This window comes from Streptococcus equinus, assembly GCF_900101445.1.
GTDB classification, from domain to species: domain Bacteria; phylum Bacillota; class Bacilli; order Lactobacillales; family Streptococcaceae; genus Streptococcus; species Streptococcus equinus_B.
Window position 1 is genome coordinate 1,050,941 of sequence record NZ_FNKE01000001.1, and the last position, 13,034, is coordinate 1,063,974.

At 37.9% G+C, this 13,034-nt stretch carries 16 protein-coding genes; 3 read left to right on the top strand and 13 right to left on the bottom strand.

Annotation, left to right across the window (positions count from 1 at the left end):
* Nucleotides 1–258 precede the first annotated feature (258 nt).
* The 11 genes from BLR83_RS05230 to rplK all read right to left on the bottom strand — a co-directional run bounded on the left by BLR83_RS05230 (nt 259) and on the right by rplK (nt 7,437).
* On the bottom strand, nt 259–804 hold the full coding sequence (locus tag BLR83_RS05230) for a GNAT family N-acetyltransferase (protein ID WP_074560729.1): 546 nt from the start codon (nt 802–804) through the stop codon (nt 259–261).
* Nucleotides 805–852: 48 nt separating this feature from the next.
* A complete protein-coding gene (locus BLR83_RS05235; protein WP_074560730.1) occupies nt 853–1,077 on the bottom strand; it encodes a hypothetical protein in 225 nt (74 codons plus the stop codon).
* 171 nt (nt 1,078–1,248) lie between these two features.
* Nucleotides 1,249–1,467 (bottom strand): hypothetical protein, encoded by a 219-nt coding sequence (locus tag BLR83_RS05240; protein WP_074560731.1) that lies wholly within the window; start codon nt 1,465–1,467, stop codon nt 1,249–1,251.
* 167 nt (nt 1,468–1,634) lie between these two features.
* A complete protein-coding gene (locus tag BLR83_RS05245; protein WP_074560732.1) occupies nt 1,635–2,699 on the bottom strand; it encodes a PhoH family protein in 1,065 nt (354 codons plus the stop codon).
* Nucleotides 2,700–2,804: 105 nt separating this feature from the next.
* On the bottom strand, nt 2,805–3,020 hold the full coding sequence (locus BLR83_RS05250; RefSeq protein WP_006532813.1) for a YozE family protein: 216 nt from the start codon (nt 3,018–3,020) through the stop codon (nt 2,805–2,807).
* On the bottom strand, nt 3,017–3,526 hold the full coding sequence (gene msrA / locus BLR83_RS05255) for a peptide-methionine (S)-S-oxide reductase MsrA (protein ID WP_039696483.1): 510 nt from the start codon (nt 3,524–3,526) through the stop codon (nt 3,017–3,019). Before msrA ends, BLR83_RS05250 begins: the two co-directional genes overlap by 4 nt.
* 160 nt (nt 3,527–3,686) lie before the next feature.
* The gene (locus BLR83_RS05260; protein WP_074560733.1) at nt 3,687–4,553 is read right to left on the bottom strand and encodes a CvfB family protein; all 867 of its coding nucleotides are present in this window, start codon (nt 4,551–4,553) and stop codon (nt 3,687–3,689) included.
* A gap of 58 nt (nt 4,554–4,611) precedes the next feature.
* Nucleotides 4,612–5,169, bottom strand: coding sequence for a ribosome recycling factor (gene frr / locus BLR83_RS05265; protein WP_004232884.1), 558 nt, complete (start codon nt 5,167–5,169; stop codon nt 4,612–4,614).
* A 52-nt stretch (nt 5,170–5,221) separates the two neighbouring features.
* Complete coding sequence (gene pyrH / locus BLR83_RS05270) at nt 5,222–5,959, bottom strand: UMP kinase (RefSeq protein ID WP_074560734.1); 738 nt, start codon at nt 5,957–5,959, stop codon at nt 5,222–5,224.
* 207 nt (nt 5,960–6,166) lie between these two features.
* On the bottom strand, nt 6,167–6,856 hold the full coding sequence (gene rplA / locus BLR83_RS05275) for a 50S ribosomal protein L1 (protein WP_004232886.1): 690 nt from the start codon (nt 6,854–6,856) through the stop codon (nt 6,167–6,169).
* 155 nt (nt 6,857–7,011) lie between these two features.
* Nucleotides 7,012–7,437: a 50S ribosomal protein L11 gene (rplK, locus tag BLR83_RS05280; protein WP_020917264.1), complete on the bottom strand. Its 426-nt coding sequence runs from the start codon at nt 7,435–7,437 to the stop codon at nt 7,012–7,014.
* Nucleotides 7,438–7,739: 302 nt separating this feature from the next.
* Here rplK and BLR83_RS05285 point away from each other — a divergent pair, with 302 nt between their 5' ends.
* Entirely contained in the window at nt 7,740–8,093 is a 354-nt protein-coding gene (locus BLR83_RS05285; protein WP_074560735.1) for a DUF3397 domain-containing protein, read from the top strand.
* Nucleotides 8,094–8,127: 34 nt separating this feature from the next.
* Here BLR83_RS05285 and BLR83_RS05290 read toward each other — a convergent pair whose 3' ends face one another.
* Nucleotides 8,128–10,530 carry a DNA translocase FtsK gene (locus tag BLR83_RS05290; protein WP_074560736.1) on the bottom strand — a complete coding sequence of 801 codons (2,403 nt, stop codon included), beginning with the start codon at nt 10,528–10,530 and terminating at the stop codon, nt 8,128–8,130.
* Nucleotides 10,531–10,679: 149 nt separating this feature from the next.
* On the opposite strand from BLR83_RS05290, the gene BLR83_RS05295 reads away from it, so the two are divergent.
* Together BLR83_RS05295 and BLR83_RS05300 are read left to right on the top strand one after the other, a co-directional pair.
* Nucleotides 10,680–11,504: a peptidylprolyl isomerase gene (locus BLR83_RS05295; RefSeq protein WP_074560737.1), complete on the top strand. Its 825-nt coding sequence runs from the start codon at nt 10,680–10,682 to the stop codon at nt 11,502–11,504.
* A 133-nt stretch (nt 11,505–11,637) separates the two neighbouring features.
* Nucleotides 11,638–12,288: a metal-dependent transcriptional regulator gene (locus tag BLR83_RS05300; RefSeq protein WP_074560738.1), complete on the top strand. Its 651-nt coding sequence runs from the start codon at nt 11,638–11,640 to the stop codon at nt 12,286–12,288.
* A gap of 47 nt (nt 12,289–12,335) precedes the next feature.
* Here BLR83_RS05300 and BLR83_RS05305 read toward each other — a convergent pair whose 3' ends face one another.
* A complete protein-coding gene (locus BLR83_RS05305; RefSeq protein WP_074560739.1) occupies nt 12,336–13,028 on the bottom strand; it encodes a 5'-methylthioadenosine/adenosylhomocysteine nucleosidase in 693 nt (230 codons plus the stop codon).
* Nucleotides 13,029–13,034: the final 6 nt, after the last annotated feature.

Consider the following 13,034-nt stretch of genomic DNA (forward strand, 5'->3'; position numbering starts at 1 on the left):
TAAAATACGCAACCGCTTTCAAAGATAACTAAAAAATAAAGCAGTATTATGCGTGAAACCTGTCCAATCACCGACATATACCTGCGTGTCTAGAAAGAATAATTAGCACGTCATTTTCTTATAGGCATTCCTCCAACTTTTATTGCAATCGGTTGCATATTTGTCTATATTATAGCATATTTTTTTGGAAGCGCAACCAAAAAATGTCAATTTTTTGATAATTTAATCAAAAAACTGACAAATCTCTTATGAAACCTTTTATTTTAAATAGTTTACCTTTGTCACACAAAAATGCTGACTAGTGACCCAGCCACCAGGACATTTTTTATCATTTGGGAGGCGTTCAAGCTCTGTCATTCCAATTTTAGTCAAAACACGAGCAGAAGCTGGATTCTCAAGGGCACAAAAGGCATGTACTTTCTCAAATTCTAAAACCTTAAAGCACAGTTCCAAAATTTTAGCGCTCGCTTCTGTGGCTAAACCATGTCCCCAAAACTTTTTATTGATAATATAACCAATTTCCGCTTCTTTTCCATCTGACCAGTTCATCAAATCAATGGTCCCAATGAACTCTGAAGTCTCTTTTAAGACAATTCCATATCGCCCAAGAGGTGTTTTGAGATAAATATTTTCAATCACTTTTTCGGTCTCTTCGATAGACTGGTTGGCTGGAAAATCCCATTTGGTATTTTCGACATCTGACGTATAGGCAAACATAGCCTTTGCATCAGCCATTGTCACTGGACGCAATATCAACCGCTTTGTCTCAAGCACACTATGTTCTCTTAACTGTTTTTCGAGCATTTTTCTTCCTCAAACTCTATTAAAAAAGCGACCCTCAAAAAGGGCAACTTATTTGTTCTGGTTTTCGCTTGGACTTACCATCTCTTCATCGATATGAGTTATCAAATCTTGAAAATCACTAGCCAAGTGCTTTGCTTGATCCCCTAGATTTTTTAAAACATCAGCTTCAATTTCAGAATCCAAAGCCTTCAAATCACCTTCTAGTCTTTCAGCTTGACTAGTCAACATTTCACTCATCTTAGTTAATTTTTCAAGTGACGCACGATCACACATAAATCTCCTCCTGATAAATTTTTTCAGATAAGAATTGTACTTTTCTGGAAATTTTTTGAAACTTCCAGGTACAATGTCTATATTTATTTTACCTAAAAAAGAGAATTTTACTAGTTTTTTTAGATAATCTGGCATTTCTGTCCAAAAAATCCTAGAATCCTATCAATTTGACTAAATTCTTTTAGGTGTCATGTAAGATAACAAAGCTTGAAATTCACAAGCTAAATCTTTAGCTTCTTCCCCAAAGGTAGCGAAAAACTCTGAACTATTTTCCTGATTGAATGAAGAATACTGGTCAATCAGCTTAAACTTTTGATTCAATTCTTCAGCTTGTTTTGACAGTTGGCTACTCATTTCTGACAAATTCTCAAGCAATTCACGATTATCCATAAAACTTCTCCTTTGATGCACTTTAACTTATTTCTATCTCTGAAAATATCTTGAAAAATTTCAATATACCTTATTTTACACTAGAAAACTAGCCTAATTAAGAATTCGCAAATATGAAAATCATTTTTTAAATCAAAAAAAGCCACACCTTTGTGTGACTGAAAAAATTATTTTTCTTCTTTGGTGCTAGCTGGCTGACCAATAGTTTCATAGCTAGCAAAGCCTGAGGCACTTTTGCTATCGATAACTTCTTTTTGATGGTGGGTAATTTTGCGCTCAGCGTCTTTTTCATAAGCATTGATAATTTCAGCAACCACAGGGTGACGAACCACATCGCTCGCTGAGAAATGAACAAAATCAATTTGCTTGATGTGTTTTAGTTTTTCCGTCGCATCAATCAAACCAGATTTGACTTTCTTAGGCAAATCAATCTGACTGGTATCACCGTTGATAATCATCTTAGAATTGAAACCAAGACGTGTCAAAAACATCTTCATTTGCATGATGGTTGTATTTTGTGCTTCATCAAGAATCACAAAAGCGTCATCAAGTGTTCGACCACGCATATAAGCAAGCGGTGCAATTTCAATAATGTCGCGCTCCATCAAACGAGTTGTTTGCTCTTTTCCTAAAATTTGATAAAGAGCATCATAGACAGGACGAAGGTATGGATCAACTTTTTCTTTTAAATCACCTGGTAAAAATCCAAGACTTTCACCTGCTTCAACTGCTGGACGTGTCAAAATAATACGCTTAACTTGACCACGTTTTAAAGCTGTCACTGCCAAAGTCACCGCTAAGAAAGTCTTACCAGTACCTGCAGGACCAATCCCAAAGACCACATCGTGTGATTTGACACTATCCGCATAAACCTTTTGCCCAAGCGTTTTAACACGAATCGGTTTTCCAGAATTATCTTTAATGATTTCTTCTTCATAAAGGGCAACAAATTTGTCAATAGAGCCATTTTGTGCCATTGAAAGAGCCGTTACAACGTCAGATGTATTGACCAACATACCACGAGAAACCAATACTAACAAAGCTTGAATGGTCACACGCGCTAATTCGACACTTTCTTTATCATCTCCTAAAATCTGCACTCGCTCTGTACGAGCATGAATGATAACCCCTAGATTATCTTCGATTAATTTCAAATGACGTTCATTTGAGCCAAATAGCGCTAGCACATCATCAGGATGATTTAAGGTAATTTCAACAGAATGCTCTTGCAAATAGAGTCCCTCTTTCTTTTGTGTTTGATAAGCCTATTATAGCTTATTTAAAACAAAAAATCACGACTTACCGTGATTTCCTTTTTGATTTAAAGTTAGCTTACCTTAATGTGCCAAATAATCTTCCCAAATTTTATCAAATTCACTGAGATTAAAAGCAAAGCTAGCCTCATCTTCTAGATAACGACTAATGGTTTCAAAATCATCAGTGTGCTTTGGAAAAGTGGTATCCTCAAAAACAAGGTCAGCTAAAATCGCTACAGGTTCATGACTTTTTGGGTTACGTTGCGTCATCAACCAAGTGTAAAATGACTTTCTCATTTCCAATTTTCCTCCAAAAATGCATGTCTGATAGCGCTACTTTCAGCGTAGTGTTCAGGATTTTTCTTGTAAAAACCTTGGTGATAATCTTCTGCCACATAAAATGGTTGGACGGGTTCAATAGCTGTGACAATCGGATCTTTAAATCGACCTGAGGCTTGCAATGCTGCTTTTGAAGCTTCAGCAATTTCTTTTTGACGGTCATCACTGTAAAAAATAACAGGGCGATAATTGTCACCACGATCTTCAAATTGCCCAAAAGCATCGGTTGGATCAGTCTGTGCCCAATAAATCTCTACCAAATCACCATAAGAGATTTTTTCTTCATCAAAAATAATCTCAACCGCTTCAGTATGTCCAGTCTCATGAGCCTTAACTTGCTCATAAGTCGGATTTTCCACATGCCCACCAGTATATCCAGAACGAACTGATAAAATACCATCTTGTTCTTCAAATGGTTGCACCATGCACCAGAAACAACCACCCGCAAAAATCGCACGTTCCATTCTATAACCTCCAAAAATCTAGTGAGTCTATTATAGCAAAAAAAATGTCCAGTGGACATTTTTTTCACGAGCTCAAAAACTAAAATACAACTTCAATTTTTACTTTAAAAACAAAAAAGACCACAGCTTTGCTTGAGGCATCACTGTAATCTTTTCATGTTTAATCCTCGTTTTCGATTAATTCTGTACCGAATTGGTCTTGTTTCACTTTACGTGCTTTCATCAAGCCACCAAGTGCTTTTTTAAATTGACCTTTAGAAATACCAAATGTTGCTTTGATATCTGCTGGAGATGATTTATCATTTAATGTCATAAAGCCACCATTTGATTGCAAATAAGTCAAAATCATTTGTGAATCATTTTCAAGCATTTCAAATGAACGTGGTTTTAATGACAAGTTAAGAGTACGATCAACTTCGCGGAAACCAATAACACGTGCAGTTACTTCTTCACCAAGGCGTGGTTCTGCGTAACGTTCACTTGGGTGAATAAAACCAAGCATGTTATTATCTGGCAAATAAACAAATGTTCCAGATAATTTCAAACGGTAAACAATGGCACGCAATTTTTCATTTTGCATGTTATTGTAAGCTGGTCCAGCCATTTTTTGGAAAACTTCAGGTTGCGCTGGAATTGCCCAGATACGGTCTTTTTTATCCACGTCAAGGTGAACATAAAGTTTATCACCTTTTTTAGGCCAAAGTTCTTTCATATCAGGCAAGACATCAAGTGACACAACAAATTGTTTGTCAGCAAGACCTGTATCCAAAAAGACACCCAAATCGCGGCGAACTTCTGTGACAACACCCCAACCGTAGCTAGTACGAGTTGTAGCAACTTCTGCTGTTGTCATACGAGCTTTTTGGTGCATATCAGTGTAGACAAATCCTTTGACCATATCACCAATCTTATGTTCACCTTCAGCCTTGTCTAACATAAAAGTCACGCCATCTTTTTGTACAAAATACGCTTTCGCATTTTCGTCAATCACAAGTCCTGTGATGACAGTGGCAAGTAAATTATTCATTTATTCTTCCTTTATAAAAGGGAGTGGAAAGTCCACCCCCTAACCTTTTTCTTATTAATTAGACTTCAAGCAATTCTTTTTCTTTGTTTGCTGTCATAGTATCGATATGTTTAACAGCTTCATCAGTTGCTTTTTGAATGTCTTTTTCAAGAACTTTCAATTCGTCTTCAGTGATTTCTTTAGCTTTTTCTTGTTTTTTAGCTTCGTCCATAGCATCACGACGGATGTTACGGATAGCAACTTTAGCATTTTCACCGACTTTTTTAACGTCTTTAGCAAGTGCTTTACGAGTTTCTTCTGTAAGGGCAGGAATAACCAAGCGGATTACTGAACCGTCGTTAGCAGGGTTGATACCAAGGTCTGAAGCGTTGATGGCGTGTTCGATATCTTTCAATGATGATTTATCAAATGGAGAGATCAAAAGAACACGTGCTTCTGGAACTGTGATAGAAGCCAATTGGTTAAGTGGTGTCATTGCACCATAGTATTCAACTTGGATACGGTCCAAAAGAGATGCATTTGCACGACCAGCACGAATTGAAGCAAATTCGCGTGCTAATGAGCTGTGTGATTGTTCAAAGCGTTCTTTAGCTTTTTCGATAATAGCATTAGCCATAAATAGTATTAGTCCTCATTTCTTGTTTTTTGGGAAATAGCAGAGCTGACAATTATTTGTCGTGGTGTTCAGCTTTATTTGAAACGGTTGTACCGATAGCTTCACCAAAGACAACACGTTTAATATTACCAGCTTGGTTCATGTTAAAGACAACCAAGTCAATATCGTTGTCCATTGAAAGTGTTGATGCAGTTGCGTCCATGATTTTAAGACCACGTTTAATCACTTCACCGTGTGTCAATTCATCAAATTTGACAGCATTAGCATCTTTCTTAGGATCGGCGTTGTAAACACCATCAACACCATTTTTAGCCATCAAGATAGCTTCAGCGTCGATTTCAGCGGCACGAAGAGCAGCTGTTGTATCAGTTGAGAAGTAAGGTGAGCCGATACCAGCAGCAAAAATCACGATGCGATTTTTTTCAAGGTGACGAAGCGCACGACCACGGATGTATGGTTCAGCAACGTTTTGCATTGGGATTGATGTTTGAACACGAGTATCAACACCATTTTGTTGAAGGCTATCAGCCATAACAAGAGCGTTCATAACTGTTCCAAGCATACCTGTGTAGTCAGCTTGAACACGGTCCATACCAGCTGCGGCAGCTGGTTCACCACGCCAAAGGTTTCCACCACCAATAACCAAAGCAATTTCTACACCTGAACTATGTACTTCAGCAATTTCTTTTGCGATAGTTTTAACAGTTTCAATGTCGATTCCGACACCTTTTTCACCAGCTAACGCTTCACCAGATAATTTAATTAAAATACGTTTATACTTAGGTTCCACTTCAAGTTACTCCTTTTTTTATCTTTATTATTTTAACATAATTTGCCTATTTTACCTAGCAAAATTCGTTGAATTTTGAAAGATTAAAAACAGATCAACTATGTGATTCAAACAGATAAATCATTTCCCTTTTCATTTCATTAGAGAGATCACACAGCCCATAAAAAAATCCGTTTCAAAGAAACGGATTCTTCATTAATGTATCAATTAGAATGAGCTTGGATCTACTTTGATACCTACACCTTGTGTAGTAGTGATTGACAAGTTAGTCATGTAAGTACCTTTAGCAGTAGCTGGTTTAGATTTAACCATAACTTCGTGGATAGCTTTGAAGTTTTCAACCAATTTGTCTGCGTCGAATGATACTTTACCGATGATAGCTTGTACGTTACCTGCTTTGTCAGCACGGTAAGTGATTTTACCACCTTTAGATTCTTCAACTGCTTTAGCAACGTCCATAGTTACTGTACCAGTTTTAGGGTTTGGCATAAGGTTACGAGGTCCAAGGACACGTCCAAGACGTCCAACGATAGCCATCATGTCTGGTGTAGCGATAACTACGTCAAAGTCAAGCCAACCGTCGTTGATTTTAGCAACAAGATCGTCTTCACCAACGAAGTCTGCACCAGCAGCTTTAGCTTCTTCAGCTTTAGCACCACGTGCAAATACAAGAACACGTTGTGTTTTACCAGTACCGTTTGGCAATACCATTGCACCACGGATTTGTTGGTCTGCTTTACGAACGTCAATGTTAAGTTTGTATGCAACTTCTACAGATGCATCAAATTTTGCGAAGTTTGTTTCTTTTGCAAGAGCTACAGCTTCTTCTACGCTGTAAGCTTTAGTGCTGTCGATTTTTTCAAGTGCAGCACGCATTTGTTTGCTTTTTTTAGCCATTTAAAATTCTCCTTGTAATGTGGTCATATCGATTTGATTTAAAATCTCCCACGTCACTCATCAAATTACGATGAAGTCTTGCGGGTCTAGCGTGAATTAATCTCAACGGTACAGTGTGTTTACCTCAATTAATCCACTAATTGGGTTGCTATTGATTAGTCAACAACAGTGAATCCCATAGAACGAGCAGTACCTTCAATCATACGCATTGCAGATTCAACATTTGCAGCGTTTAAGTCTGGCATTTTAGTTTCAGCAATTTCTTGTACTTGTGCACGAGTAACTGTTGCAACTTTAGTTGTGTTAGGTGTTCCTGAACCTTTTTCAACACCTGCAGCTTTTTTCAAAAGAACTGAAGCTGGTGGTGTTTTAGTTACGAAATCAAATGATTTGTCTTCATATACTGAGATAACAACTGGGATGATCATACCAGCTTGATCAGCTGTACGAGCGTTGAATTCTTTAGTGAATCCCATGATGTTGATACCTGCTTGACCAAGAGCTGGTCCAACCGGTGGAGCTGGTGTAGCTTTACCAGCAGGAATTTGAAGTTTAACAACTTTTTCGACTTTTTTAGCCATTTATAAAATCCTCCTGTTGTGGTTTTGGCGGTAATTAAGATTTTTACCTCCCACAGATATGCTCAATAGCATACTCATCAATTATACATTAATTTAGAGAAAAAGCAAGGAATTTGCATCAAATATTTCCTAAAAAATGCTTGATTTGACAAGTTTTAGCTTAGTTTTTAAAAGCAAGCACTTTCAACTTTTTTAATTCGGCTAAATTTCCTTTACTAGCTTGATAAAAATTTTAAAAGTATTTTTCAAGAAAAATCTTCTAATCATTTACTTCTTCAAACTTTCAGTATAAAATATAAGACATGATGATGTACAAATTATTTTCCTTTTCTTTTATCTTTTTAACACCTATTTTTTCTTATATTCTTGTTAATTTTTTCAATTTAAAACGTTTTGGAATTCTCTTTACTGACCTTGCTTTTCCACTTTTTGCTTTCGAGATTGCTCTGGTTGTTAGTAAATTTTTAGATAGCAGTGTTTTCTTTTATTACTTAATCTGCTTATCTTTACTGGCGCTTACCTTAACAGCATTTTTCTTAAAGAAAAACCATTCATTTTCTTACCGTCGCTTTGGTAAATTTTTCTGGCGTTCAGGTTTTATCGTCACTTTTATTTTTTACATTATTGTTTTAATTTTAGTTTTTACACTTGCATAACAAAAACGTTAACCTTCTGGCTAACGTTTTTTTATTATGCTTCTGGAGTTGGTTTGGTCATTAGGACTTTACGAGGTTTTGTTCCTTCTGCTGGTCCGATGACTCCTGCTGCTTCTAATTCATCCATCAAGCGAGTGGCACGGTTAAATCCGACTGACAAACGACGTTGTAGCATTGAAGCACTTGCTTTTTGAGTTTCAAGAACCAAGGCTTTAGCATCTTCAAAGAGTGGGTCTCCTTCTTGTGAGCCACCACCACCTGATTTCAAATCTGATTCAGAAACTTCTCCTGGGTCAAAGCTATCATCATAATCAGCTTCCGCTTGATTTTTAATAAAGCCAACAATGCGTTCGACATCATCGTCTGAAATAAATGAACCTTGCAAACGAACAGGGTGATTTTCGTCGATTGGTTTAAAGAGCATATCACCACGTCCGAGAAGTTTTTCAGCACCATTTTCATCCAAAATGGTACGACTATCTGTCCCAGATGATACGGCAAAAGCAACACGTGATGGCACATTTGCCTTAATCAAACCACTGATGACATCAACTGATGGGCGTTGTGTGGCAAGAATCATATGAATACCAGCCGCACGCGCTTTTTGTCCCAAACGAATAATGGCATCTTCCACTTCTTTGCTGGCAACCATCATCAAGTCAGCCAACTCATCCACGATAACCACGATAAGTGGCAATGGAATTTGTTTTTGCTCTGACTGTGCGTTAAATTCTTCAACCTTGGCATTGTAACCAGCAATATTTCGGACACCAAAATGACTAAAGAGTTCGTAACGATTTTCCATCTCATCAACCACTTTTTGAAGCGCACGCGCTGCTTTTCGTGGATTTGTCACTACTGGAATCAATAGGTGTGGAATATCATTATAAACAGACAACTCAACCATTTTAGGGTCAATCATCATAAACTTGACTTGGTCTGGACGAGCTTTCATCAAAATACTTGCAATGATACCGTTGACGGCAACAGATTTACCTGAACCTGTAGAACCTGCCACAAGTAAGTGAGGCATACGAGCGAGGTCAAAGGTACGAGCAGTTCCATTAACAGCCTTACCAAGTGGAACTTCAAGAAGTTTATTGGGATCTGTGTCTGCTTGTTCCCAAAGTTCACGGAAAGTAACTGTAGCAATCTCTGAGTTTGGTACCTCAATACCAACTAATGACTTACCTGGAATCGGTGCTTCAATACGAACGTCTTTTGCTGCGAGCGCCAACGCTAAATCGTCAGCCAAGTTTGAAATGCGGTTGACACGCACACCAACAGCTGGTTTTACTTCGTATTTTGTAACTGACGGACCGATTTCAGCTCGTTCAACCTTGACATCAATACCAAAACTATTAAAGGTGTCTTCTAGAACTTTGATATTTCTGCGAACAATGTTTTTTTCTTTTGACTGATTCTTTGGTTTATCAGGTGCAAATAAATCAATGGTTGGAAGCTTGTAAAGAAGATTTGCCTTAGCCGTGAAATCAACTTCTAATGGTTCCCCATCATCTTCTTGATCAAGCATTTCTTGCTCAGCTGGTGTCACTTCTGGTTCAAGATTTTCTTCAGAAGCTGCTTCTTTCAAACCTTCTGGCACATGCTCATAAGCCAAAATTTCAGGTTCAACTGCAGCATTTTCAGCTGGAATATTGTCAAACAACGATGCTTCATTGTCATCTGGACCATCTAAAATCTCACCAGTCTCTTGATCAACCGTTAACTGAGCCAAACGTTCTTCTTCAGCTTTTTGAGCTTTTTCTTGACGTTTTTGCTCGGCAAGCGCACGTTTTTCCTCACGTTTGACAAAGCGTTTTTGCTTTCTGATTTCATGTTTAGCAGACCACTCTTGTGATTTTTCTTTGAAGAAATCAATGAGATCATAAACTTCCCAAGGACTCATCAAAAAGAGTCCAAGAATAATGAAAAGTCCCCCAATCAAAAATGTGCCAACATTTGAAAAAAGAAAAGCAACGGGTTTGTATAAAACAGCACCAAGCATACCGCCACCAACAAATTTAGTGACTTTGAACTTGACTAAATCGCTAAAAATCAAGCCAGCTGTTGTGGAGAAGATTTCCTTGTTGCGAAAAGCTGCCAACGAGAAAAGATAAGCATGCCATTCTAACAAGAGACCAATCATGGTCACCACAAAACCGCCAATCAGACCAGTCTGCTTATGAAACCACTTAAATCCAAGAAAATAGAGTAGGACTGCAACCATCAACACGTAAGCCAAGCTTCCTACTGCTAGCCTCACAAGATTGTAAACCGTTATTCCAAAGATTCCCAAACGAGCCATCGCAAAGAAAAAAATAACCGCTGTCACAATTGCTAAAATAAAGCGTTCCAGTGCCTTTTGTCTTTTTATTTCTGCTTTTGTCGGTCGCCGTGTTTTACGACCTTTTCTTCTACTTTTTGATTTTGCCATACCCTTATTATAGCATTTTTTAAGCTTTTAGGTTATTAGCGTAGATTTATGATAAAATGAAATAGCTAAATAACTTCAATAAATTTACTGACACTTTGTCACCATAAGGATTTACTGATATGACAACTATTTGTCAATGAGGAGGTAACATGAAAAAACTATTGTCACTTGGTTTAACAATCGCCTGCTTGGCTACTTTATCTGGTTGTGAAAACATGACCCGAGCTATTCGTGGAAATGATTATGTCGATGCTAAGACAGCAGCAAGTTCTTCTGCCGCACAAGCCAGTGCCAGCGCATCATCATCAAAAGCATACCAAAAAGAGATCAAAAAAGCTCTTCAGGCAGATGCGTCTGCTTTTCCTCAATTATCAACAGATGTTGCTCAAAATGAAGCTGAAGTCATCATGCATACCTCTAAAGGTGACATTACTATTAAACTCTTTCCAAAATACGCACCACTTGCTGTGGAAAATTTCCTAACTCATGCTAAGAAAGGTTACTACGATGGGCTTCTATTTCACCGCGTGATTTCTGATTTTATGATTCAGTCTGGTGACCCTAAAGGAAATGGCACAGGAGGAGAGTCTATCTGGAAAGGTAAAGACAAGAAAATCGATTCTGGTAATGGTTTTGCTAACGAAATCTCACCTTACCTCTATAACATCCGCGGTGCACTAGCCATGGCAAATGCTGGCGCTGATACCAATGGTAGTCAATTTTTCATTAACCAAAATCCAGCTGACCAATCTAGTCAGCTCTCAAGCGACAGCTATCCAAAAGCAATCATTGACGCTTATACCAAAGGTGGTAACCCAAGCCTAGATAAAAACTATACTGTATTTGGACAAGTTATCGATGGTATGGATGTTGTTGATGCTATCTCTAAAGTAGATACTGATAGCAACGACAAACCAACTAGCGATATTACCATTACTAAGATTGACATTGTCAAAGATTACAACTTTAAATAATCCCTAAAAATCAAGCTAGGACTTCCTGCCTTGATTTTTTGCTTGTTTTCCTAAAATAATCCTATAATAACAAGCTTTCCACCTCACGGCTAAAAGATTTTTGCTATAATAGAAGAACAGAAAGCGAGATAAGATGACACCAAATAAAGAAGATTATCTAAAATGTATCCATGAACTAGGAGAAACTAAAACTAAGATAACCAATAAACGAATTGCTGCCTTAATGCAAGTCTCTGCACCAGCTGTAACCGAAATGGTCAAAAAAATGATTGCTGAAGGGCTCATCGTAAAAGACAAAGAGGTTGGCTACTACCTGACTAGAAAAGGTTTATTATTAGTCTCACAACTTTATCGAAAACACCGCCTCATCGAGGTCTTTTTGGCTAACCACCTTCATTACAATGCTGATGAAATCCACCAAGAAGCTGAGGTGCTTGAACACACAGTCTCTACAATCTTCATTGACCGCCTTGAAGAAAAACTCAATTATCCTGAATTTTGCCCTCACGGTGGGACAATTCCTAAAAAAGGCGAGCTCTTGATTGAAGTTCACAACCAAACACTCAGCCAGATTGAAGAACTTGGCACTTACCAAATCAGCCGTACTCACGATGAAGCACATTTGTTAAACTACCTTGAAGAACACGGCTTAGCAATTAACGATACTGTTGAATTGGTTAAAGTTGATGACTATGCTAAGACACATACTCTTGCCTATCAATCACGCCAACTCGTGATTCCTGAACGAATCGCTGAACAAATTTATGTTCAAAAGGTTGACTAAGATTTCATATTAAAAGCCTGAGGCACTTGCCTCAGGCTTTTTCTGACTTAAGCTAATTTTTCAAGGAATGTCATCAAGATTTTTGCTGATTGTTTACCAGCTTCCAAGATGAATTCGTCAAATGTAATGTTGGCATCGTGCGCAGCTGTATCTGACATAGCACGAACAACGATAAATGGTTTGTGCAAATTGTGAGCAGCTTGCGCAATCGCAGCTCCTTCCATTTCAACAGCTTGAACTTCTGGGAAGCGTGCTTTAATCGCATCGATTTTATCTTGCCCAGCAATAAATGAATCACCTGTCGCAATCAAACCAATTTTGCTATCAATGTTAGCTTCCGTTAACACTTGTTCAAATGTTTTAACAAAGTTTTGGTCTGATTCAAAATAAAGTGGTTGCGCAGCCATTTGACCGTAATCATAGCCAAAAGCTGTCACATCAACGTCGTGGTAGACTAATTTGTCAGCCACAACAACGTCACCAATCTTCAAGCCAGGAGCTACTGCACCTGCTGAACCAGTATTAATCACAGCATCAACGCCAAAATGGTCAGAAAGAATGGCAACAGACATAGCTGACATAACTTTACCAATACCTGATTGAACAAGGACAACTTGATGTTTTCCTAGCTTACCTTCGTAGTAAGTGTTTCCCAAAATGTCATGTTCTGTTTTGTCACCAAGATTTTCAACAAGAAGTTTTAATTCTTCTTCCATTGCTGCAATAATTCCAATTTTCATCTCAAA